Source organism: Luteolibacter sp. Populi (assembly GCF_040801775.1).
GTDB lineage: Bacteria > Verrucomicrobiota > Verrucomicrobiia > Verrucomicrobiales > Akkermansiaceae > Haloferula.
Genome location: NZ_CP161812.1, coordinates 6,016,371 through 6,039,978, shown reverse-complemented (window position 1 = coordinate 6,039,978; position 23,608 = coordinate 6,016,371). Strand labels below are relative to the sequence as shown.

General features: G+C 63.9%; 17 protein-coding genes. 8 read left to right on the top strand and 9 right to left on the bottom strand.

The annotated features are described in order from the left end of the window. Positions 1-97 precede the first annotated feature (97 nt). Genes ABWK72_RS24525 through ABWK72_RS24515 form a run of 3 tightly spaced genes read right to left on the bottom strand, consistent with a single transcriptional unit; the run spans position 98 to position 3,634 of the window. Positions 98-1,681, bottom strand: coding sequence for an aldehyde dehydrogenase (NADP(+)) (locus ABWK72_RS24525; RefSeq protein ID WP_367872211.1), 1,584 nt, complete (start codon positions 1,679-1,681; stop codon positions 98-100). A 48-nt stretch (positions 1,682-1,729) separates the two neighbouring features. Next, on the bottom strand, positions 1,730-2,635 hold the full coding sequence (locus tag ABWK72_RS24520; protein ID WP_367872210.1) for a dihydrodipicolinate synthase family protein: 906 nt from the start codon (positions 2,633-2,635) through the stop codon (positions 1,730-1,732). A 21-nt stretch (positions 2,636-2,656) separates the two neighbouring features. Further along, a complete protein-coding gene (locus ABWK72_RS24515; RefSeq protein WP_367872209.1) occupies positions 2,657-3,634 on the bottom strand; it encodes a proline racemase family protein in 978 nt (325 codons plus the stop codon). Positions 3,635-3,802: 168 nt separating this feature from the next. Between ABWK72_RS24515 and ABWK72_RS24510 the strand changes: the two genes are divergently transcribed. Next, positions 3,803-4,540, top strand: coding sequence for a hypothetical protein (locus ABWK72_RS24510; protein ID WP_367872208.1), 738 nt, complete (start codon positions 3,803-3,805; stop codon positions 4,538-4,540). Between the two features lie 84 nt (positions 4,541-4,624). Continuing rightward, positions 4,625-5,374: a helix-turn-helix domain-containing protein gene (locus tag ABWK72_RS24505; RefSeq protein ID WP_367872207.1), complete on the top strand. Its 750-nt coding sequence runs from the start codon at positions 4,625-4,627 to the stop codon at positions 5,372-5,374. A 20-nt stretch (positions 5,375-5,394) separates the two neighbouring features. On the opposite strand, the gene ABWK72_RS24500 is transcribed toward ABWK72_RS24505, so the two are convergent. Then, on the bottom strand, positions 5,395-6,288 hold the full coding sequence (locus ABWK72_RS24500) for a LysR family transcriptional regulator (protein WP_367872206.1): 894 nt from the start codon (positions 6,286-6,288) through the stop codon (positions 5,395-5,397). Positions 6,289-6,366: 78 nt separating this feature from the next. On the opposite strand from ABWK72_RS24500, the gene ABWK72_RS24495 reads away from it, so the two are divergent. Further along, positions 6,367-7,029: an NAD(P)H-dependent oxidoreductase gene (locus ABWK72_RS24495; protein ID WP_367872205.1), complete on the top strand. Its 663-nt coding sequence runs from the start codon at positions 6,367-6,369 to the stop codon at positions 7,027-7,029. A gap of 1,132 nt (positions 7,030-8,161) precedes the next feature. Here ABWK72_RS24495 and ABWK72_RS24490 read toward each other — a convergent pair. After that, positions 8,162-9,418: an NAD(P)/FAD-dependent oxidoreductase gene (locus ABWK72_RS24490; RefSeq protein ID WP_367872204.1), complete on the bottom strand. Its 1,257-nt coding sequence runs from the start codon at positions 9,416-9,418 to the stop codon at positions 8,162-8,164. 385 nt (positions 9,419-9,803) lie between these two features. On the opposite strand from ABWK72_RS24490, the gene ABWK72_RS24485 reads away from it, so the two are divergent. From ABWK72_RS24485 to ABWK72_RS24475, 3 genes are all read left to right on the top strand, one after another. Next, positions 9,804-10,421 (top strand): OmpH family outer membrane protein, encoded by a 618-nt coding sequence (locus ABWK72_RS24485; protein ID WP_367872203.1) that lies wholly within the window; start codon positions 9,804-9,806, stop codon positions 10,419-10,421. Between the two features lie 42 nt (positions 10,422-10,463). Further along, positions 10,464-10,970 carry a hypothetical protein gene (locus ABWK72_RS24480; protein ID WP_367872202.1) on the top strand — a complete coding sequence of 169 codons (507 nt, stop codon included), beginning with the start codon at positions 10,464-10,466 and terminating at the stop codon, positions 10,968-10,970. Between the two features lie 366 nt (positions 10,971-11,336). Next, a complete protein-coding gene (locus ABWK72_RS24475) occupies positions 11,337-12,506 on the top strand; it encodes a helix-turn-helix transcriptional regulator (protein WP_367872201.1) in 1,170 nt (389 codons plus the stop codon). Positions 12,507-12,547: 41 nt separating this feature from the next. Here the strand turns inward: ABWK72_RS24475 and ABWK72_RS24470 are convergent, their stop codons facing one another. The 4 genes from ABWK72_RS24470 to ABWK72_RS24455 form a co-directional block, all read right to left on the bottom strand. Further along, positions 12,548-13,084: a hypothetical protein gene (locus tag ABWK72_RS24470; RefSeq protein WP_367872200.1), complete on the bottom strand. Its 537-nt coding sequence runs from the start codon at positions 13,082-13,084 to the stop codon at positions 12,548-12,550. A gap of 71 nt (positions 13,085-13,155) precedes the next feature. Next, positions 13,156-14,658, bottom strand: coding sequence for a trypsin-like peptidase domain-containing protein (locus ABWK72_RS24465; protein WP_367872199.1), 1,503 nt, complete (start codon positions 14,656-14,658; stop codon positions 13,156-13,158). A gap of 209 nt (positions 14,659-14,867) precedes the next feature. Further along, the gene (locus tag ABWK72_RS24460) at positions 14,868-16,166 is read right to left on the bottom strand and encodes a DUF1501 domain-containing protein (protein WP_367872198.1); all 1,299 of its coding nucleotides are present in this window, start codon (positions 16,164-16,166) and stop codon (positions 14,868-14,870) included. 26 nt (positions 16,167-16,192) lie between these two features. Further along, positions 16,193-18,109 (bottom strand): DUF1549 domain-containing protein, encoded by a 1,917-nt coding sequence (locus tag ABWK72_RS24455; RefSeq protein ID WP_367872197.1) that lies wholly within the window; start codon positions 18,107-18,109, stop codon positions 16,193-16,195. A gap of 783 nt (positions 18,110-18,892) precedes the next feature. Between ABWK72_RS24455 and ABWK72_RS24450 the strand changes: the two genes are divergently transcribed. Continuing rightward, positions 18,893-21,826 carry a hypothetical protein gene (locus tag ABWK72_RS24450; RefSeq protein WP_367872196.1) on the top strand — a complete coding sequence of 978 codons (2,934 nt, stop codon included), beginning with the start codon at positions 18,893-18,895 and terminating at the stop codon, positions 21,824-21,826. Continuing rightward, positions 21,801-23,510: a hypothetical protein gene (locus tag ABWK72_RS24445; RefSeq protein WP_367872195.1), complete on the top strand. Its 1,710-nt coding sequence runs from the start codon at positions 21,801-21,803 to the stop codon at positions 23,508-23,510. Before ABWK72_RS24450 ends, ABWK72_RS24445 begins: the two co-directional genes overlap by 26 nt. The last annotated feature ends 98 nt before the right edge of the window (positions 23,511-23,608 follow it).

The window sequence follows — 23,608 nt, the reverse complement described above, 5'->3', positions numbered from 1 at the left end:
CCCGTCCCCCGAAACGGGGTCGGGGGTGGTGCCCCGAACGGCACGCCACCCGTAGCCCCGAACGGCACGCAAAGGTAATCCCCCTAAGGTAACCCCTTTAAGGTGGCGGCAGCCGCTTCCCTTCTTCTGTCCTCCAGATCCCGAGCGGGTTGGCGTCCTGCAGCTCTGGTGCGAGGATGGCGTCGGGGAAGGACTGGTAGCAGACGGCGCGGACGAAGCGCTGGATCGACATGGTGCCGACCGAGGTACTGCGGCCATCGGAGGTGGCGGGATAGGGGCCGCCGTGGACCATGGCGTGGCAGACTTCCACACCAGTGGGGAAGCCGTTGAAGATGACGCGCCCGGCCTTGTTCGCCAGCGCGGCGACGAGGGCGGAGTGGTGGGCGAGCTCGGCCTCGGTGCCGTGGATGGTGGCGGTGAGCTGGCCTTCCAGTTCGGGGATGGTGGCCTCGATCTCGGCCAGGCTGCCGCGAACGATCAGGGCGGCGGGGCCGAAGATCTCACTTTGGAGGAGGTCGTCCTCCAGGAAGCGGCGGACCGAGACGGAGAAGATGGCGGCGGCACCGGGGCCGGTGCCATTCGGGGCGGCGCTGCGGCCGACGGTTTCGACGCCCTCGGAGTTGGCGAAAGCATCGACGGCATCGACGTAGGCCTGGGCGACGCCCTCGCTGAGCATCACGCCGGGCATCGAGGTGCCGACGAGTTGCTTCAGGCGGTCGAGGAAGACCAGGCCCATGCCATCGGGCAGGAAGACCAGGCCGGGATTGGTGCAGAACTGGCCGACGCCGAGGACGAGGGAGTTGAAGAAGGCTTCCGCCAATGCCGCCTCCCCGCGCTCGAGAGCACCGGGCAGGATGACGACGGGATTGACCGAGCTCATCTCCGCATAGACCGGGATCGGCTGCGGGCGGCTGGCGGCGGCGGCCATCAGCGCGGTGCCGCCGTGGCGGGAACCGGTGAAGCCGACGGCCTGGATAGCGGGATGCTGGACCACGGGGATGCCGACAGCCGGGCCGCCGCCGTAGAGCAGCGAGAAGACGCCCTCCGGCATGCCAGTGGCGAGCGCGGCGCGGAGGATGGCCTGGGCGACGATCTCCGCGACGCCCGGGTGCGCGTGATGGGCGATCACCACGACCGGGCAACCGGCGGAGAGGGCGGCGGCGGTGTCGCCACCGGCGACCGAGAAGGCCAGCGGGAAATTGCTCGCGCAGAAGACGGCGACGGGGCCGAGCGGCTTGAGCATCGAGCGGATGTCCACCTTCGGCAGCGGCTGGCGTTCGGGCTGGGCGCGCTCGATCCGGGCATCGACCCAGGAGCCTTCCTCGACCAGCGCGGCGAAGAGCCGGAGCTGGCCGGTGGTGCGGCCGGTTTCCCCGCGCAGGCGGGCATCCGGCAGGCCCGTCTCCAAGGTCCCGCGCTCGGCGATGTCATCCACCACGGCCTCCAGCTCCGCGGCGATCGCGCGCAGGAAGGCCCCGCGCTCCTTGCCCGTGAGCTTGGAGTAGAGAGGTGAGGCAGTAGCGGCGAGTTCGACGGCCTGATCGACCTCTTCCGGCGTGGCGGAGAGGTAGATGGGCTCAAGCTTGGCACCGCTGGAGGCGTGGACGGCTTGGCCTGCGGGTGTTTCACCTTGGCCGCGCGAGTAGCCGATGACGGAGGTGCCGGTGAGCGGGGATTTCATGGAGGAGACAGAAGACTTGAAGACACAAGACGCAAGACTTGAAGGCGGTTAGACCGCCGGTGCCGAGGCAATGGCCTTTTCGATGATGGCGGTGGCTTCGGCGAGTTCCTGGCCCTCGAGTTCGAGGCGCGGGGCGCGGACGCGGTTGTTGCCGAACTTGCCGCCGCTGGCGAGGTTCTGCTGCAGCTTGATGAGCTGCACGAACTTCACGACGGTATCCATGCGCAGCATGTCGAGCATCCAGGTGTAGATCGGCATCGCTTCCTCGATGCGGTTGGTGGTGGCGAGGTCCCAGAGCTTCACGTTGTGTTTCGGGAAGGCACCGCCGACACCGGTGATCCAGAACTTCGCGCCCATCGCGGCCCCTTCCAGCGCGCAGTCATCGACGCCCACGCCGATGACCAGGCGGTCGCCGCAGAGTTCGCGGATGCCGGCGACGCGGCGGGCATCGGTGGAGGACTCCTTCACGGATTCCACGTTCGGCAACTCGTCGGCCAGCTCCTTGATGTGCTTCGGCGTGAAGTCGGTCTTGTACGCCACCGGGTTGTTGTAGATGATGCAGGGCAGGTCGGTCGCGGAGATCACGGCCGTCATGTGGGTCTTCATCTCGCGCCAGTCGGAGGCGTAGAGATAGGGCGGCAGGACCATCAGGCCGCGGCAACCGTTGTCCTTCGCTGCCTTCGCCAGATCCACGGCTTCCTTGGTCGAGAGCGCGGCGATGCCCGGGATGACCGGGGTGCCCGGCAGCGCGTCCACGTAGAGCTTTTGTAGCGAGAGCTTCTCGGCGAAGCTGAGGGTCGCGCCCTCGCCCAGCGAGCCGTGCGGGATGATCGCGGTGCAGCCGCTTTCGACCAGCCACTTGCCGTGCTCGGCCATCAGGGCGTGATCGATCGTCAGGTCGGCGTTGAACTGGGTGACGGTTGCGGGCATGACGCCCTTCCATTGGATGCTCATGATAGGTGCTGGCTTGGTTTGTTAGAGTGGGCTGGGAATGCCGTGGCGGAATGGATCGGCGGGGTCGAAGAAGTAGGTAGACTCGCCATTGACCCAGGCGCGGCCGGTGACGTGCGGGATCACCGTGCCGTCCGGGAGTTCTTCCACGCGGCCTTGGAAAACGGTGTCGAGGATGCCAGCCTGCCGCCAGACCTGGCCGGGCTGGAGCTTGCCGGCGGCATGCAGGCTGGCGAGCTTGGCGCTGGTGCCGGTGCCGCAGGGCGAGCGGTCGTATGCCTTGCCCGGACAGAGCACGAAGTTACGGCTGTCGGCAAGCGCGGGATCGGAGGGCGGGCCGAAGGATTCGATGTGATCGATCTCCATGCCGTCCGCGCCGGTGATGCCCTGCGCTTCGAGCGCCTGGCGGACGGACCATGTGAAGGCTGTTAGAGCTTCCAAATTCTCGAACCCGACCCCGGGGCCTTGGTCCTCGATCAGGAAGAACCAATTGCCGCCCCAGGAGATATCGCCGCGGACGGTCCCCCACCCCGGCACTTCCACGGAAACTTCGGTGGCGAGGCGGTAGCTCGGGACATTCGCCACGGTCACCGAGCCATCCAGATGCAGGTGGGCGACGACCACGCCGACGGGCGTATCGATGCGGTGCTGGCCCGGGCCGATGCGCCCGAGGTGCGCCAAGGTCACGGCCAGGCCGATGGTGCCGTGGATGCACATGTTCAGCGTGGAGACGTTGTTGAAGAAGATCACGCCGCAGCAGCAGTCCGGCGCGTGCGGTTCCACCAGCAGCGCGCCGACCATGGCCTCGTGGCCGCGGGGTTCATTGCAGACGGCGCTGCGCAGCCAGTCGTGCTCCCCGCGCAGGCGGCGGGCTTTTTCAGCGAGCGTGCCGCTGCCCAGCGACGGGCCACCCTCGACGACGACACGGGTCGGTTCGCCTTCGGTGTGGGAATCTATGACACGCAGTCGCGGGGAACTCATCAGGGCGTTCACTTTAATCATGGCGGTCTTGTCGGAACGGGCACCGGGGCATCCTTAAATGGCACAGGCGGGAGCGGGAAGCTGCCGACAGACATGAAATCCCGTATTGCGGCAAGCGCCCGCAGGCGATTTTGCGTTGGTCGGTGGCGAGGGCGGGTGGTAACCACTTGTCATATCCCGGTGTCCCCTATGAAAGCATTCCTCAAGACCCTTCCGTTTTTGCTCGTTTCATTGAGCACCATCCAAGGTGCGCCCGAACTCAATCCTGCAATCGTGCCGCTGGCGGCGAAGCACAAGGAGGGCGTCACGAAGCTTTTGCAAGATGCGGAGAAAACCAACAGCTTCGCGCGTGACTCCTATCTCGTGGTGCTGGACCAAGTGGAGAAGGAGATCGTCGAAAAGAGTGACGCCAAGGGCGTGGAACTCATCACCAGCGAACGGGCGGGAGCGAAGACGGATTCGCTCCCGGAGGCGGTGCCGGCAGAGCTGCCACGGAAGTTGCTCGGGGCGCGCAGGTCGCTGATCAAGGCGATTGCCAAATCAGACGAAGATGTGGATAAGGGTGCGAAGAAGCTCAACTCGATTTACGTTGCCGGGTTGAACGGAATTTCCGGTGCGAAGGACGATGCGCAACTGGCAGAGCAGATCGACCGGGAGAAGAAGCGGATCATCTCGAGCATCGGTGGCCCGGTGCTCAATCTCCAGACGGATCTTGCGGGCACCCGCTGGAAGTATCAGGACAAGATCGTAACTTTCACGACCGACGGCAGATGGAACGGCGAACGATACGCAACTCCCGCGCCGAATATTCTGGAGATCCACTGGAATGGCGGCGGGAAGGCGACTCTCACGCTCGCACCCGAAGGCAATGTGATCTTGCACAACGGCAAGCCGGACATGTTCTTCTACCGTGGCCCGAGCAAGTAGAGCGGAGATGGAAAGGCGGAATTCTCGCGGCGGGGGAACTTCCATCTCGCCGCATGGCCCGGCGAAATGCCATGCTGGCTGCGGATGATGACACCCGCCGCCAGACTCCGCAGGACCTTTCTGGATTCACTGGATGGGATGCCTCCGGTGGACAGCCTCTTCGATGCCGTGCCCGATATCGTGTTCTTCGTGAAGGACGCGCACGGGCGCTACATGGCGGTGAACGAGACCCTGGCGACGCGCTGCGGGCTGAAGGACAAGGAATCTGCGATCGGCCTGACGGCGGAGCAGCTCTTCCCGCCACCGCTGGGCGAGGGCTTCGCGACGCAGGACAAGGAGATCCTCAAGACGGGCCACGGGATCCGCGATCACCTGGAACTGCACCTCTATGCCGGCGGTCGCCGCGGCTGGTGCCTGACCTTCAAGGAAGCGGTGCGCGCGAAGGATGGCAGCATCGTGGGCGTCTGCGGGATCTCGCGCGATCTTCACGGGCCGCACGACCGGCAGGAGGATTTCGCGGCGATGTCGAAAGCGATCGACCACATCCACAAGCATTTCGAGGAGCCGCTGAGGCTGCCCTATCTGGCGGAGATGGCGGGCTTGTCGGTTTATCAGTTCGACCAGCGGATCCGTTCACTCTTCCACGTGACGGCGGGGCAGTACTTGGTGAAGGTGCGGATCGATGCGGCGTGCGACCGGCTGGCGCAGACGAGCGAGGTGATCGCACAGATCGCGCTGGGTTGCGGGTATTCGGATCAATCGGCGTTCTCGCGGCAGTTCAAGCAGGCGGTAGGGATCAGCCCGCTGGCGTATCGGAAGAAGATGCAGGGGTGAATCCGGGGGATGCGGGTTTGCTACTCCGCGGAGGCTAGGGAGGCGACCAGTGCCAGCAAGGGTTCCGCGGTATGGTTCTTCTGCCACGCTACAAAGATATTCCAAGTGGCTTCGGCGTCGGAGATCGGGACGATCACGACCCCTGGCCGCTTCATGTGGCGAAAGAAGGCGGGAAAGATGCCGACAACCCCGTCATTGGCGACCGCTGAGAAGCCCTCGGAAATGCCGCCGGGAACCTCCACTATCTTCGGCCTGAAGTTCCCATAGATCCGACAGAGGCGGATCAGGCGGCTACGGATGCCCGGCACTTCGGACTCGGAACCCACCATGAAGGTTTCGTTCTTCAAATCCGCGATCTTCAGCCGTTTCCGGGAAGCGAGGGGATGGTCTTCCGCAAGACTCGCAAGGCTTTTGATCACGGCGATTTTCTTGGTTTGGAAATCCCGCCTGGGAAGGCTCCCGATGTCCTCGATGAAAGCGAGGTCGATCTCTCCCTGGCGGAGTGCCGTGATCTGTTCCCCGGGAAAGAGGTCCAGCAGCTTCACTTTCGTTTCAGGGTGGAGGCTCCGCAGTTTTTTAAGTGCCGGTTCGAGATACTCGTGAAACGCGGAGGCCAGATAGCCGATCCGCAGTTCTCCCGCCCCGCCGCGGATGATCCTGCGGACCGCCTGGAGGTTCTGGTCGTAGTGCGCGAGGAAGCCCCCCATTCGTTTCGCAAGCGCGCGCCCTCCCGCCGTGGGCAGGACTCCGGTCGAACTCCGTTCCAGCAAGGGTCCTCCCAGCTCATGCTCCAGCGCCTGCATCTGCCGGGAGAGGGCGGATTGGGAGATGCTCAGCCGGGCGGCCGCCCGGTGCAGGCTGCCCTCTTCGATGACGGTCAAAAACGATCGGAGTTGCAGGAGCACGGCGTCCACCGTGATGCAAAACCTGCATCACGGCAATGACGAATGAACGTTACCCGGCGCTGCGGATCTCCGGTACGATGACGGCCTATGAGCAGCCCTGCCAACACGATCACGACCGCCAGCCTCCTTGAACGACTCAACTGGCGCTATGCCACCAAGCAATTCGATCCGGAGCGCAAGATCAGCCCGGAGGACTGGTCCGCCTTGGAAGAGGCGCTGGTCCTGTCACCCTCCAGCGGTGGCTTGCAACCCGGGAAATTCATCGTCGTCACCGACCCGGCTATCCGGGAAAAGCTGGTCCCGGCTTCCTATGGACAAGCGCAGGTGAAAGATGCCTCGCATCTGGTCGTCTTCACGGCGAAGACGAATTTCGGAGAGGCGGATGTCGATGCCCACCTCGAGCGCATCGCGGAGGTCCGGGGTGTCCCGCTTGAATCGCTCGCTCAATTTCGCGGCATGCTTCTCGGAGGAATCGTCAATGCGATGGACGCGCCGGCCCGTCAGGCATGGGCCGCGCGCCAGGCATACATCGCGCTGGGAAACCTGCTAACGAGCGCGGCATTGCTCGGCATCGATGCCTGCCCGATGGAGGGCTTTGCGCCCGATCAATACGACAGCATCCTGGGTCTCAAGGACAAGGGACTGACAAGCGTGGTCATCTGTCCCATCGGTTACCGGGCTGAGACCGACGCTTACGCGGGTCTGGCCAAGGTGCGGTTTGCGAAAGAGGACTCGGTGATCCACGTCTGATACCTGATCGCGGCGTCTCAGAGGCGAAGGCAGGGATCTTTCTCCGAAAGGTCAGGCTGGGGACGGCCGGAAGCCTCGCAACCAAGCCGGTCTTAGAGGGAAAGCGCCACCAGCCTGACCGCTCGGAGAGCGGTCCCTGCCTTTTACTCGGAACACGTTCCTGGCATGTGGCGATCTGTTAGATCATTTCGTCAGGTTCCGCAGGACCCTGTGTAGAACCAGAGCAGGCGGACCTATTGAAAGGCGGCTTGAAGCGGGTGCGGCGGAAGCGTTTGAAAGGACTCATTCCCTACACGACGGCTTCTTGTGGACCGGTTTTGCCGGGCGATTCCGGCCCTTCGCCGAATCTAACAGAATTGAAACGGGTGCTGCTAGCATGCTACTGCATTCTGCCCTCCTGTTAGAGGCGGAGTGCAATCAGCGAGGGGCGGGCATTCTACGCAGCTCCAAGCAATCTAGCTTGATTGTAAAGGGTTCCTGCAGGCCGAGGAAGGTGGCATGGCGGATGCGAAAGACTTGCCTTGTCCGGCACGAAGGACAGAGGGCAGCAGCCCCTCGCTTAATGCCCCTACATTTGAATTTGGAATGAGAACGATCGCAAAGGCATTTGGTTTGGCTCCCGGCGGAGCCTTGGTGATCCCCCAAGGGAAACCGACATCGGTAAGGAGCGCCCCCGCGTCTCCGGCCCACGCTTTAGATGCCAGGTCGTCATCGTCCCCCAGGATTTCGCGGCGCGACTCTTAGGTGCCCGGGCTCTCTTCGCCGCGCCTCCGGACAATGTCATCCTCACGTTGCCGGAAGCCCCATGTGGCGGAGCCTGCCCGGGCACAGTTAGTCGCACCCCGTTCGCCCGTGCCCCCGCGCGGGCAACTGCTTCCGCCCCCCCTTCGTCGGCAGAAGCAAAAAGCCGGAACGTTTCTTCTTCCCCCCCTAGAGAAACGTTCCGGCCCTATTTTTTGGGATGAGTCGCGTCGTTGTAAGGATTCAAGGATCACGGCGGCGATTTCGGGATGGGGCTGTCCATGGACTGGCAGACCCTCCTGTCGGTCAGGGAGGACGGTTGGGAGAATCCTGAATTACAGTATGGGGTGGACGTGAATATTCGCGGCTCTGGAGAGCCGCGCTACTTGCTTCAGGCGAAGCGGTCCATGGACATTTGTCCGATGGGCCGGAAGGGCGGGTGGCTGGCTAACAGGTCGGCGACGAGGCGGCCGGTGACGGGGCCGAGGCTGAGGCCCATCATGGCGTGGCCGCCGGCGACGATGAGGTTGGAGAGGCGCTGGCTGCGGCCGAGGTAGGGGATGCCATCGGGCGAAACGGGGCGGAGGCCGGCCCAGGGCTTGATGCCCTCGAAGTCCTTTTCCGAGAACTTCGGGTAGTAGGCGTGGACGGACTTGATGATGCCGCGGACCCGCGGGGAGTTGATGGAGAGATCGAGGCCGCCGACTTCCATGGTGCCGGCGAAGCGCAGGCTGCCATTCATGGGGGTGATGGCGACCTTGGACTCGACGAAGATCGAGCAGATGCGCGGGAGTTCGGGCGGTGTTGGAAGGGTGAGCGAGTAGCCCTTGCCCGCTTGCAGGGGGAGCTTGATGCCTGCCTTCTCTAACAAGACCGCGGTCCACGAGCCGCCGGCGATGACGAATTCATCGCCCTCGAAGCGTTGTCCGTTTCCTGTGAGGGCGGTGATCTTTCCAGACTGGGTCTCGATGGCGTCGATCTCCACGCCGCTGGCGATCTGGCCGCCGAGGGCGATGACCCGCTTGCGAAGGGAGGCCATGAAGCGGGCGGGATCGAGGTGGCAGTCCTGCGGGAAATAGACCGCGCCGGCGATGTCCATGGTGATGTCCGGGTCGAGCAGTGCGGCGGCGGCGGCATCGATGACCTGCGCTTCAAGCCCGATCCCGCGGGCCTCGTCGGCGACATGGGCTTCCTCATCGAGGCCCTTGGCGGTCTTGCAGAGCATGAGCATGCCGCGCTTCTGGAGGCCGAAGTCTTCCTCCGCGGAGAGTTCCTCGAAGAGGCGGCGGCTTTCGAGATTGAGGTCACGGAGCAGCTCGCGGGTGCGGGCGACATGCCTGGCCGTGGAGTTCCGGTAGAAGAGCCAGCCCCAGCGGGCGAGGTCGAGGTCGATGCGCGGACGGACGTAGAAGGGGCTCTCCGGATTGAACATCCAGCGCAGGCCCTTCGAGATCATGCCGGGAGCGGCCAGGGGGATGAAGTGGCTGGGGACGATCATCCCGGCATTGCCCATCGAGCAGTTGTCGCCGCCAGCCGCCTCGCGTTCGACCACGGTGACGTCGAGACCGCGCTGGAGGACGTGGTAGGCGGAGCACAATCCGATCACCCCGCCGCCGAGAATGACCACGCGGTTCTTGCGAGGGTTCACTGGGAGAATCCTAGCGCTGCGGTCTTGCCGGAGTCTTCAGGAAAGACTCGGGAAACGCGGCATTGGTGACGGATAAGAAAGCAGGAATGAACCGCCAAGACGCAAAGAGCGCCAAGTTAGAAACGTTTTTTGGGAGGGAACGAAACGCGGAGGCGCGGAGATCGCAGAGAGGGGCGCGGGGGAAAGGCAGGAGGAGTTTGCTAGTTTTCAGTTTTCAGGGAAGGCAGGAAAAGAAGGCCCGGCATTCCATTACTCAGGAACTTGGCGATCTTGGCGTCTTGGCGGTTCATTTTCCTGGAACCAGCCGAGGGGGCGCGGATGACCGCAGGGCCTTTTTCGGGGCGCTGGACAGTGCCGGGGGGGGCGTGCATGATTTCCGCCGGAGATGAAAAGCTTGGTCGCCACCCTTGCGCTGCTCGCGCTGACGATCCCCGCGGGGGCTGCGCCGCCACGCGTCGCGACCGTGCGCGTCAATGACATCCTCCTGAAACTCGAGAGCACGGCGAAGGCGAACGACGATTACAAGGTCAAGCGCGAGGCGATCGGCAAGGACAAGCGCAAGGTCACGCTCGACGAGATGATCGCCGATCTTGAACTGCGCCGCAGCAAGCTGAGTGACAATGCATCGATCGACGCGGAGACCCGCAAGAAGCTGCTGCGCGAGTACATGCTGAAGCAGCAGGAGGCGAAGTCGCTGCAGGAGGAATTCCAGAACTTCAGCACGGAGAAGCAGCAGGCCCTGAATGCGGAGATGGTCGGCAGCATCCGCGGGCGCCTGAACCTGATCCACGGCACCGCGGAGAAGATCGCGAAGGAAGAAGGATTCGATTGGGTATTCGACAGTTCAGGAATCTCGAATACGGGTGTGCCGCTGATGCTCTACGCCAAGACGCCGAACGACCTGACCGAACGCGTGATCGCCGCGCTGGGAGCGACCAAGCCCGCCGTGCCGCCGGCACCGGCGGCGAACGAGAATAAGAACGACAAGAAGCCGAAGCGCTGACGCTGAACCAGCGCACCCTCCCCACACACTTTTTTGCAAACCATGGACATCTGGGAACAAATCAATTGGTATTTCGTGGGCGGTCTCGGGACCGGCCTGGCCGTCGCCGCCGTGGCATGGAAGTCGGGGTTTTCCGCCCGCCGCCGCTTGGGCAAGGATGTCCGCAAGCTGGAGAACGAGCTCCGCGAGCTGCAGGGGCACCTCAATACCCAGCTCAAGATCAATGCCTCCGGCAACGATGCGCTGCAAAAGGATCTGGATGAGCACCGCCGCCAGAACGAGAACCTGCGCGTCAGCCTGGCCAGCCTGCAGAACAAGCCGGGCAAGGCCGAGCTGCGCCACGCGCAGATCACGGAGAGCGCGGTGCGCCTGATGCGCGAGCAGGCTCCGGGCTTCGCCCCGGCGTGGGAAAAGGCGGTGCGCCAGGCGGAAGGCGAACTGGAAGCGGGCGAAAGCGGCCTGAAGAAGCTGGTCCGCCGGGTGATCCCGGGAATCGGGATGGGGCCATCCGCAGCGCATGCCGCCGGGACCCACGAGGGGGAGAGCTGAAGTTCCAAGTAAGAAGGACCAAGTGGCAAGGGAGAGCTTCCGCGGCGGGTCGCAGGGGTGGTCGTGCCTTTGGGGGAGGTTTAGGGAGGAGGGGCATTTCTGTGGCTGGGTGCCGGTCCGGTGCCAGCGACAATAAGGTCGCTGCTCCTTATGCATGCATGGGGCGGAGCGGTGAGGATCAACGACATCTTGACGCCGGCGGGGCCCTCCCCTGCCCTATGCAAGACACGGAGAGGCTTCCACTTGGCACAGGCTCCGCTCGGAAACCGTCGAAAAATGTCTTTCCCGGCAGTTGCCATGAGGAGGCGGAACAGTTGAGTCTTATCGGGTCACTCGTTTCAGAGCCCCCCACAGCGGAGTCAAAACATGTCCAATAGTGCCGATCACGATATCCTCACCGTCCTCGATGCAGCGGGTCCCCAGTGGGCCGAGTTGCAGGCGTGGAAGGTGGTTCCCGTGGAGTCCGCGGCCAATGGCGCGATCACGCTGAACGGGCCCGCCTTCATCTACCGCTGGGAAAACGGGCTGGGACCGGTGAAGGTTTCCTTCTGGGCCGAGCAGGAAGGCCGGATCCCGAACGGGCCCGGCCACCTGCTGGCGATCGAGCCGGGCCTGGGCACGATCCGCCTGAAGCTGCCCGGCCGCGAGCCGATGGTGGTGGGCGCAGTCGATCCGGTGATTTACCAGCAGATCGGCGAGCTGACCGGCGAGGCGCAGTCCGCCTTCCAAGGTCAGTCCGGCGAACGCTGGTCGCGCGATCTGGTGATCGTGGCCGCGGCGATGCGTCTGGCCGCGCTGACCCGCGAGGCCGCTGCTGCCGCCGCCGGGCCTGACCGCGGGACGAAGCGCTCGCCACGCAAGGACCAGCTCGTGACCCAGCTTCACGAGTGGCTGCGACCGAATTTGGAGAAGTCGGTGAAGCTGGGCGATGCCGCCAAGCGCTTCGCCAAGAGCCCGCGCCAGTTGATCCGCATTCTCAAGGAGACCACCGGGGCCGGCTTCGCCGAGCACCTGACGATGCACCGCCTGACGCTCGCCCGCGCGCTGCTGATGCGCAGCGGGCAATCGGTCATGGATGTGGCGCGCGCGTCCGGCTTCAACAGCCGCGAGCAATTCATCCGCTCCTTCAACAAGGCCTTCGGCTGGACGCCGCTGCAATTCCGCAAGGCTTGGAACCAGGCCGCGCTGAGCGATGCCGAGCTGGCCCAGCTCTGCCAGGTTTCCGAGCGGAAGCCGGTCGAATGGCTGCCTATCGGCGGGGTCGCATCAAGCCCGGACGAAGATCACGAGGGCGAGCCGCACACGGTGGTGGTGGCGAATGCGCTGCACGAGATCGTGGAGCTATTCTGGGTCACGCCGCAGGGCAAGCGGGCGCGGATCGACGTGCTGGAGCGCGGCGGGATGGTCTTCGTAAACCGCGACAATGGCGGATCGTGCTGGATCGTGAGATCGCCGGGTTCGGGGAGGGAGAGGTACTTCCGGACGCCGGATGATCACGCGCTGGGAGTGGTGACGGCGGCGACGATGGAGGGGTAGGCCCGCGGCGCGGGCAAGGCCCTGTCCTTAATGCGCGGATGCTACGAGATCCATAGTATCATGGTAGCCGCGAGCACCCACTTGCCGTCCTGCTTTTTCAGCAGGACCATGACTCCTTGCCCGGGATAGATCAGCGCTTGCCGGCCCGATGGATCGAAGCCCGCCCGGGTCAGATGCAAGGCGTCACGACTGCTGCGCTTACCCGCATCGATCTTGATCTCCGCCCCGCCTGGCACCTGCCAGCTTTTCACGGAGTGCGCAGGGATCGGGCGGTTGCGCTTGAGAAAGCTCTCAAAGGTAGCGCGCTTCAGTTCCGGCATGTCCTCATGAAGACGCGACCACGATAGACCCGCGTAGGAGGAGTCGCACGAAGGCTCGGGACCGTGCGGCGCTTTCCAATAGACCCGAGGGGGAACTTTCAGAAATGCGGCGTAGTCGGCGATCACCTCGTAATCGAGGGCATCGAAGGTGTGGGCGTAGTCATGCTTCTCACCACAGGATGAGCAGGCCTCGGTCCACTTGGCCGCGGTTGGAGACGGGTCGGGCGTGGAGATCGAGCAGGAAGATAGCGTGGCCACTACCATCGGAATCAGTGGCCAGAGGTATCGTGAGGAGGAACGACGCTTCGCTTTCATCCCGGAGCAACGCATCAGCGCGGGCGGAGGATGAGGACGGAGGAGGCGGTGGCGCGGTCGATGACGTCGCGCTCGTTGCCCTTGGCGACGGGTTTCGGCGGGGCTTTCACGGCGGCGGCTTTCGCTTCCGGGACGGATTCGAAGAAGGCGCTAACGACATTGCCCTTGATGGCATAACTGACGTTGTCCGCGGAGGCACCGTTGCTGCCCATCAGCTTCGCATTGATGACGCCTACCACCCAGCCGGTGGAGAAGTCGACGAGCGCACCGCCGGAGTTCCCGTGCTGCACCGGCACGGTGGTCTGATAGCTGTCCTTGCGGTCGCTGATGCCGGAGGCGGCGCTGATCCGGCCATCGGTGAACTTGGGCTCCACGCCCTGGACCATGGGATCGGGATAGCCGACGGTGAAGACGGTGCGGCCGAGCGGGAGATCGCTGGCACCCTTGGATACGGCCTGCCAGGACGCCGGGGAATGGGTCGTCTTGAGCAGGGCGAGGTCGTTGGCCTCGTCGGTCTTGACGACCCTAGCCTGGATGATCTTGCCATCGTGGAGCCGGAGGTCGACCTCCCTGGCGTCGCTCACGACGTGTTCGTTAGTGAGGATCCAGCCATCGGCGGAGATCCAGAAGCCGGACCCGCAGGAGGCGTATTTCTTGAAATCAAAGGCGTTGTCCGGAGCTCCCGAGCCGGGCCGTTTCGGCTGGGTCCGCATCAGCTCCTGGACGAACTTGCGCGGCTCCCGCTGGTGAACTTTCATCCACTGGCTCAGCACGTCGTTCTTCTCGAAGCGGACGAGCAGGCGCCCGACCACGTAGTCCTCGAAGTCCTCCTTGCTCTTGAAGTCGTTCGCGGGGTCCTGATCATTAATCAGGTTCGAGACGCCCCACATCACGTCGTTCTGGATCTCGAGGAAGGCCGCGGCCGCCTTCTCGTCGCCGCCGAAGAAATTCGAGGTGAAGTAAGCGAGGGCTTCATCCATTTCCGCCTGCTGCTTGGCGCGCTCCCGCTGTCTCTCCTGCTGGGCCGTTTCCGCATCGCGTGCTTCCCGGGCGGCGAGGGCGTCCTTGATTTTTTTGAGCTCCGCGTCCATCCGGACCTTCTCCGGATCCTCGGGTGCGGGCGGTGGCTCCGGCTTGGGCGGAGCGATGGAGGTGGTCAAGGCACCGGGCCCCTCGGCGGGTGGCGGTGGTGGTTCTGCCAGCTTCTTGCCGGCGGAACTCATCCAGGCCATCAGGCCGACGAGCAGGACGCAGGCGCAGCCCAGACCGAGGAAGAGCATGGTGCTTTCCTTGGAAGCTCCTGATTTCCGGGGGCGCGGTGCCGTCACGGGTACGGGGGCCGGGCGGCCGCGGAGAGGCGGCTGCGGGTGCGTCTGTTGGACCTGCCGTGCCGCCACTGCGGGAACGACGCGCGCCTGCACCACGGGGACGACCGGAATCTGGGCCTCCACTTGAAACTGCGCGCTGCACTCCGGGCATTGGACGCTGCTGCCGCTACTCTCGACGGAAGCCTGCATGGCGATCCCGCATTGGGGGCAATTGAATTGGACGTGCATGCGCGCGGACGGATGGGAGTCAAGAACGGGAAATCGGGGAAAAGCTGCGGGAGCTTGTAACAACTGGCGGGTCCCGGGCCACTAACAATTTCGAGATCGGCTCCTTCCAATGAAGAAAAGCGCGTGTCCCCTTGCGGAGACACGCGCTTGGAAAAACACTCGGTGCAAGATCACGCGAAGAGATCCGCCACCGGTACGCCCTTGTCGGCGAACTTGAAGGGGCGGCCCGAAGGCGACATGATGGTCTGGTCGTGCGGCACCCCGAGGGCGTAGGCGATGGTCGCATTGAAGTCCTGCGGGGTCACCGGCTTGTCCTTCACCTTCTCACCGCTCGGGTCGGTCTCGCCGTACTTGTAGCCGCCCTTCACGCCGCCGCCTGCCAGCAGACAGGAGAAGGCTGCAGGGTGGTGATCGCGACCGTCGTTATGCTCGGTCTTGATCTCCGGCGTGCGCCCGAACTCGGTGGCGACAACGACCAAGGTGTCCTTGAGCATACCGCGCTTTTCGAGGTCCTTCAGCAGGCCGGCGTAGGCACCGTCGAGTTCCTTGCAGCGGCCTTCCACGGACGCGAAGTTGTCGTAGTGAGTGTCCCAGCCGCCGAGCTGGACTTCCACGAAGCGCACGCCGTGCTCCACCAAGCGGCGGGCCAGCATGCAGCCTTGGGCGAAGCGGCCTTCTCCGTAGAGCTGGCGGGTCGCGGCGGGCTCGTCCTTGATGTTGAAGGCCTTCAGGTCCTTGCTGTTCATCAGCTTGATGGCTTCCTGATAGAGCTCCTCGTAGGCCTTCACGTCGGCATTCTGATAGCGGCCGTGGAATTGCTTGTTGAGGCGGTCCGCCAGCGAGAGGCGGCTATCGAAGTCGGCCTGCGAAACGGCGCCGGGCTTCTTGGTATCCTGGAGGCCGTCGGTCGGGCTGCCGATCGGGGCAGCGGCGTATTTCGCGCCGAAGAAGCCGCCGCCGGAGTATTCCTGCGAGGAATCGATCGCCACGTAGCCCGGGATCTCCGGATTGTGGCGGCCGCCCAGCATCATGACCCAGGCACCGAGGGAAGGATGCTTCACCGTGCCGCGCATGTCGTAGCTGGTGTGCATCATGTAGGTGCCCTGTTCGTGGGCACCTTGGCGCGAGGTCATGGAATTGACCACGCAGACCTTGTCCATCACGTCGGCGGTCTTGGGCAACCACTTGCCGATCATGATGTCGGTGGCCTTGGTCGGGATCGCCTCGGTCTTGCCCATGACCTCCTTCTTCTTCTTCGGGTCGAAGGTGTCGAGGTGGCTCATGCCACCGGACATGTAGAGGTAGATGACGCTCTTCGCCTTCGCGGTGGCGGGGGCGGCCGGCGCTCCGGAGGCCACGGTCGAGCCGAGCATCGGGAACAGGTTGACGCCGAGATACATCTTGGCGGCGTTCGAGATGAAGCGGCGACGGGTTGGCTCGTCGTAGCGGTTGAAGTCCGATGAATTCATAATTTTCGGAGGAGGGGGTCTTGGGTTTATTGGACGAAGAGGAACTCGGAAGACATGACGAGGGCGGAGACGATGTTGCGGATGCCGTTTTCCTTCGACTTCTTCAGCTCGTCTTTCATCCAGCCCATTTCCTCGGTGCTGGGCGGGCGGTTCAATATCGTGACGTAGAGGCGGCGGATCTTCTCCTCATCGGTGGTGGCACCGTCGAGGCTCTTGTAGAGCGCCGCGCCGGTGTTGTTCACGAGTTGGTTCTGGACGTAGCCGTTCATCAGCGAGAGCACCTGGCCGACGTTCGGCTCGCGGCTCGAACCCTCGACCACGATGCGGTCGGACTGGCCGAAGAGATAGAGCAGGTGGTCGCGGGGTGCGGGGCTGGGCAGCTCGGAAGCGCGGACGGCGGCGTCCTTGCCGTAGCGGCTGATCTTGCCGGTCATTCCCATCATGTCGCTGCCGCTGCTGGAGCCGCTCGCGCCGCCGGTCTTCACCTCGTTGAGGAGCTTGTTGAAGTAGCCGCGCACGGCTTCTTCGGAATCGAGGGCGAGCACCTCCTTGGAGACCTGGGTCATGTTCTTCTTCCCGACCAACACCGGCTTGTTGCCGACGTAGATCCGGTCATCGAGACTGCGGCGGGGCATCTTGTCCGGATCGCCGGCGGCCAGCGTGATCAGGGAATCCCAGAGCTGCTCCGAGGACAGGCGGAGGAGCTGGCGGCCATGGAAGTCATCGCCGCCGGCCACCTTCGAGGGCTGCGGATTCGGCACGAACTGGAAGGTCTTGGTATTGAGCAGGACTTTCTGGAAGGCGCGCAGGTCGTAATTCAGATCGACCATGAGGTTGATCAAGGTGGCCATCAGCTCGGGGCTGTGGAGATCCTTGGTCGGCTTGTATTCGTCCACCGGCTCGTAAACCGCGCGGCCCATGACCCGCTTCCACATGCGGTTGGCGGCCACGGAGGCGTATTGCTCGCCGGTCTTGGTGGTCACCCACTCGGCCAGCTGCTTGCGGCCATCGCCCTTGTCGTGCTTTTCCGAGATGCGGACCGTCTTGCCGAAGGGAGTCTTGGCCCCGATCATTTCGCCCGGGTCGCCATCCTTGTACTGGTAGTCGTTCGGCAGCTCGATCTTGCCGGCACCGGTGCCGCCGAGGCTCAGGCCGTAAACGCCGTCCCACATCACCTGCGCGACTTCGTAATCCACGGTGTTGCGCTTCTCGGCATCGCCCACTTCGTCCCACAGCTTGCGCATGTAGTTCTGACGGAGGGAGCCCTGGCCCTCGGTGAAGGCGGCCAATTCGAAGAATTCATGGCGCTCGGTGGTGCCGAAGGGATCGTCGTGGCACTGCGCGCACTCCATCCGCGAGCCGAGGAAGACCCGCATCGAGTTCGCCAGGTTGTCCAACGGCATGCCGCGGTCGCGGGTGTAGTAGCCCACCGCCGCGGTATTCGGGTCCCAGCCATCGCCGACGGAGGCCAGCAGGGCGTTCGTGAAATCGTTCCACGGCATGTTGGTCTCCATGGCCGTGCGCACCCAGTTCCGGTACGGCTCGAAGTTCCCTTGGAAGCCCGGCCGGCCGTCGGTCACGCGCAGCAGGTCGAAGACCCAGTTGGTCATCGTGCTCGAGTAGCCCTTGGAAGCCATCAAGTAATCGATCAGCAAGGTGCGCTTGGCGGGATCCTCGATCTCCAGAAAGGCGCGGGCTTCTTCCCCGGTGGGAATCCGGCCGATCGCCACCAGGAAGGTGCGGCGCAGGAAAGTGGCGTCATCCGTCACCGCCGGGACTTCCAGCTTCTGCTTCCGGTACCACGCGGCGATGTGGGTATCGATGGCGAGCGCGGACTTCTTGATAAAGGCCGGATCGTCCGCTTTCGCGAGCTTCTCCGCGGCGAAGCCGAGGGGTGCGCTGACCGTGAGGCAAGCGGCGACGACGCAAATGTGGGCTTTCATGGGTTTTGTCTGATAATCTAGGCGGGGCTTGGGAAAGCGTCAACCCGGCAGCCAGCCAAGAGTTGCGCGTAGCGGTCGCCATACATGGAAAACGAACGTTGTCTTACATCTTTCGTTTGAGATTCCAAGAAAAGACGATGCGACAAACCGCGAGTTTCTGCATTCCGCATTATTCCAATTTATTGTGACAGCCCGCAGGAGGCGATATGGTGAGCGGATGTCCCGCTTTAGTTGATTGTTAAGATCCGCGAACAAAGAGACGCGCCCTCACGCGCCGGAGCGAATTTCTCACAGGCTCGCGATCACCGGGCATGTCGGCTTCGCGCCGCGGAGATCCCCCCATCCGCATCCGCAGTTCGGCGGCATCGATTGCAGTGAATTCCATCTGGATCAACGCACGCGGGAGAGGCGATCTCCCTGCCATATTTCCCCTATCGGCATTCAGCCATGCCAAGGGCATCGGCCTACGCCGCCATCCAGACGCATCCCGTTTCTCCGCCCGAATTCCAGCAATCCCCCTCTAGCGCGGCGACACAGTCCAATCTTGAGCTGGTAGATCGATGATGGGTGATTCGGCCCCGATTCCCTTTGACACCAGCCGTCCCCCCGGAGTTAATGTGCATAGAATTGCATCAATGCCATTCGCACACGCCTCCTAAACCGCTGCGGCTGTGATCTCCGGCAAACGCAAGAATCCCCCTGCCCTCCCGACGACCGCTTTCGTCCCCGCGAATCCCAAGCCAGCCGCGGCGAAAAACCACGAACCGTCCGATAACCGAACCGATGAAACCCAGGAACCACTCCTTCATTCCACTTCGCATCCCCGCCGCGATGGTGCTGCTCGGCAGCACTTGGCAGGTCCACGCCGCTTTCACCGCGGTGGATAATTTCAATACCCGCAGCCTCGGCAATATCAGCGGCCAGGGCGGCTGGCTCGCGACCAATACGACCTCCGTCGCGGTGATCGTGGACCCCGGCAATCCGATCAACAAGGTGCTGCGCCAGTCCGGGGACGGGGATGCAGGAGTCGCCCTGCCGGCCGCGATCGCGAATGCCACCACCGGCACCTACTTCTTCCGGATGCGGGTGATCAGCACGACCAATAACACCTCCTTCGGCCTGGCGGATTCGCCGCTGCCGGTGACCACCGGGCAGGTCGGGAATTTCGGCAGCTTCGAGGTCCAGGCGCAGGCGATCAATGCCAACCTCCGCGGCCGGGACGTCGCCACCACCTTCGCCACCCCGCTGAATTTCCAGAGCACCGCGTGGTACAAGGTCTGGCTGGTGGTGAACAACACCAGCGACACGTGGCAGATGTATGTCCAGAGCGCGGACGATTCCGGCTACGCCACGCAGACCCAGCTCACCCCGACCGACGGCACCTGGAACTTCCGCAACGCGCCTGCCAGCAACGCGATTACCACCGCCCAGTTCACTTCGGACAACGGTAATGCCTTCCTCTACTTCGACGACCTCTACATCGACAATGCCGGCGTCAACCTCGCCGATCCTACCTTCGTGGCCGATCCGGATACGGACGATGACGATCTGGTCGATGCGTGGGAGACCTTCTACTTCGGCAATCTCGCGCAGGGGCGCAACGACGATACCGAGAACGGCGGCACGGGCGACGGCCTGACCCACTTCGAGGAACAGACGCTCGGCACCAGTCCGCTCTCGGCCGATACCGATGGCGACGGTCTCGCGGATGGTGCGGAGGACGATGGCATGGCCAACCCGGCCTTCGGCAACGTCCGCACCAATCCGCTCGCCGCCGACAGCGATGGCGACGGGGCGAGCGACGGCCAGGAAACCAGCGGCGCGCTGAATGCCGCCTTCGCCAACACTCCCACCGATCCGAACCTATCGGACACGGACGGCGACGGGATGCCGGACTTCGACGAGACGGTCTATCCTTCCAATCCGAACGACATCGCCAGCTTGCCTAAGCTCCACGCGCTGATCGGTCCGGCCAAGCGTAATGGCAGCTTCGAGCTGCTCGGCGGGGTCACCGGCGCGACCGCGGAGGCCAATCACTGGGACACCGATAGCGATGGTGACGTGGACAATTGGACCCTGTGGCCCACCGTCTCCAGCGCGAACGGCGGCGGCACCGATGACGCACAATCGCCGAGCAACGGCACCCGCCGCACCGAGGTCGACGTCAACAACGCGGCCTACAATCTCTCTACCTATCAGGTGAAGGAGGGCGACATCATCCGCGTCACCTGGGACCACCTCGCGACTTCTTCCGGCACCGGCAACCACACCTTCTGGGTGGCCTATGACGATGGCTTCGGCGGGATCCTGCAATTCACGCCGACCGCCACCGTTTCGCGGGCACCGGGCACCGCGAGCAAGCTGATCTACAAGGTGCCCGCCGCCAGCCCGATCATCGGCAAAAAGATCGGCGTGGGCGTGAAGGCCTTCGCCAATGACCAGCGCATCGACAACGTGGTGCTCACCGTGGTCGATGGCGATAGCGATGGCGACGAGCTGAGCGACTTCTGGGAGGACCAGAACTTCGGCAACAACGACGAGAACCCGACCCCGGGAGAACTGGTCCTGCAGGGCAAGCTGGATGACCCTGACGGCGACACTTATAACAATCTGGCCGAACAGGCGGTGGGTTCGAATCCAAACAGCGCCGCCTCGAACCCCGGCGATACCGATGGTGACGGCCTGGCCGACGAGTGGGAGCTGACCTATGCGCCCGATCTGGCGACGCTCACCGGCAGCGGCGACCCCGATCACGACTACGCCACGAACGAGCAGGAGGAGACCGGCGACAGCCACCCGCTGCTCTCCGTCGGCTTCCCGGACACGGATCACGATGGCCTGAACGACGGCTGGGAGAAGGCCCACTTCACCAACCTCGGCACTGCCGATATCGACTCCGACTCGGACGGTTCCATCAATTCGCTGGAGATGGCGGCGGGCTCGGATCCGGGCAATCCGGCCTCGACGCCGGCGAAGGCACTGCTAGTCCACCGCTGGAACTTCAATGGCACGCTGAACGACTCGGCGGGCACATCCCATGCCCAGATCGTGGATGCGGATGCGAACCCCGCGACCGGCGGCGGATCCTCGATCTCCGCCACCGCTGTGACGCTGGATGGCGGCCTGAATACGGAGTCGGACTACGTTGATCTCGGCACGAACCTGCTGCAGGGGAAGATGACACCGGTCACGATCGAGCTGTGGGCCACCCAGAATACGGTGCAGAACTGGTCCCGCATCTTCGACCTCAACAACGGCACCAGCAATGAGTACCTGATGATGTCGTGGAGCTCTGGAGTGAATCCGAATGCGGACTCCGTGGAGTGGAAGGACACGAGCATCACCACCCGCATCAACTCGGTCGCACCCTACACGCCGGGCACGCAGTATCACATCGTGATGACGATCCTGCCCGCGGTCCATTCCGGGGAGGCGATCGGCAACGGCAGCCGCGTGGTTTGGTATGCCGCACCGGTCGGCTCGACCTCGCCGCTGGGTCAGATCCAGGGGAGCTTCGATGCGCCGCACCACCTGAGCACCTTCAATGACCTGCACGCCTGGCTCGGCCGTTCGGTCTTCAGTGTCCTGCCGACACCGGACAGCGTGGCCGGCGCGACCTACGATGAAGTCCGTATTTGGGACGGGGCCCTGGCCGATGTGCAGCGCCACGTGGCCCAGGCCGCGGGACCGGATGCGCCGGACCTCGTCTCTGGATAGCGAGCCGGACGGCCTGCCGGATGCGTGGGAGATCGGCTTCTTCGGCAATACCGCGCAAGGCAATGTCGATTCCGATGGCGATGGCCAGATCAACTCCGCGGAATTGCTCGCGGGCAGCAATCCGGCCAGCATCACGTCCGTGCCCGGCGATGCCGATGGCGACGGCCTGGGCGATGCGTGGGAGTTCACGAACTTCGGCAGCTTCGCCGCCACGCCCGGCGGAGATCCGGACGGCGACCGCGACACCAATGCGGTCGAATTCGCCAACGACACGAATCCGGTCAACAAGGAGAGCTTCTTCAGCGCCACCGCCGACACCGTTCCGGATTCCTGGAAGGCCTTCTACAACATCTCCGCGCAGGGCAGCCTGAGCGATCTGGACGAGGGCCCGGGCGACGGCATCGACAACCGCACCGAATTCGTCCGCAATACCAACCCGACGCTCCGCGATACCGATGGGGACGGGCTGGACGACGGCATCGAGGTGAATACCGAGCTGACCGATCCGCTCGATACCGATACCGACGACGACGGCCTGAGCGATGGCCAGGAAGTGAACACGACGCTAACCGAGCCGCTGTTCAGCGACACCGATGGCGATAGCTTCGGCGACAACTACGAGCTGACCCACGCCAGCGATCCCCTGCTCGCTTCCAGCACGCCGGTGCAGCCGACGGGCTTCGCCTTGCTGGAGGACTTCGATGGTCCGGGCATGGTGGCGGGCCAGAGCATCCAGGGCGTGAATGGCTGGGTGGCCAGCGACCCGGGGAAGGCCACGGTGGTGGCGGATCCGGCGGATGCCGATCACGAGTTGCAGTGGGCGAATGGCAACCTCTCGAAGAGCATTTCCTCCGCGGGCCTCGCGATCCTGAACGGGAACACCGGCACGCTGTTCTTCCAGATGCATTGCGAGACGGCGATCTTCGACCGCAGTTTCGGCCTCAGCGATGTCCCGAATCCCGCGGGTCCCGGCGACTTCGAGGCGCAGGTGGCACCGCTGGCCGGAAATATCCGAGTCCGCAATGCGGCCGCCACGCCGGACACGACCTACGACATCCCGCCGATGCAGTGGATGAACGTGTGGATCGTGACGAACAACAACACGGACACGGTGAAGGTCTTCATGGAGACGCCAGCCGGCCAGGTCGGGAAGATCGAGCTGACCGCGGCCGGCGGCCCCTATGTCTTCCGCAACGGGGCGGCGGCAAACGCGCTGATCAGCCTGTGCCTGCTGAAGTTCGAAGTCCCGGAGAGCAAGATCCTGATCGATAACCTCTATGTCGATGCCAAGGCGGAGAACCTGAACAATCCGCTCTCCTCCGCCGGCGACGGCGATGGCGACGGTCTGGCCGATGCCTGGGAGACGACCTACTTCAACGGCCTGGGCGAGGTGGCCGCCGGTGACTTCGACAAGGACGGCACCGACAACATCACCGAGTTCCGGCTCGGCCTGATCCCGAACAGCGGGAGCTCGCGCTTCGCGGCGACGCGTCAAGGGAACGGCAGCATCAGCTGGCCGAGCACTGCGGGCACGACCTTCAAGATCGAGCGAAGTGTCAATCTCGGTGCCGGCGGCTGGTCGGTCCTGCAGGCCGCGTATCCCGGCACGGCCGTCAGCACCAGCTACACCGACCCTGCACCACCGCCGACGGGCAAGGCATTCTATCGCGTGACCTTGAACTGAGGAACGCGATCATCCGATCTCCAGGGTTACACGGGTCGCCGGGAATCGCGGGTTGCGATTCCCGGCCTTCTTTTGCCATCCACCCGTCTTCAGGTTAG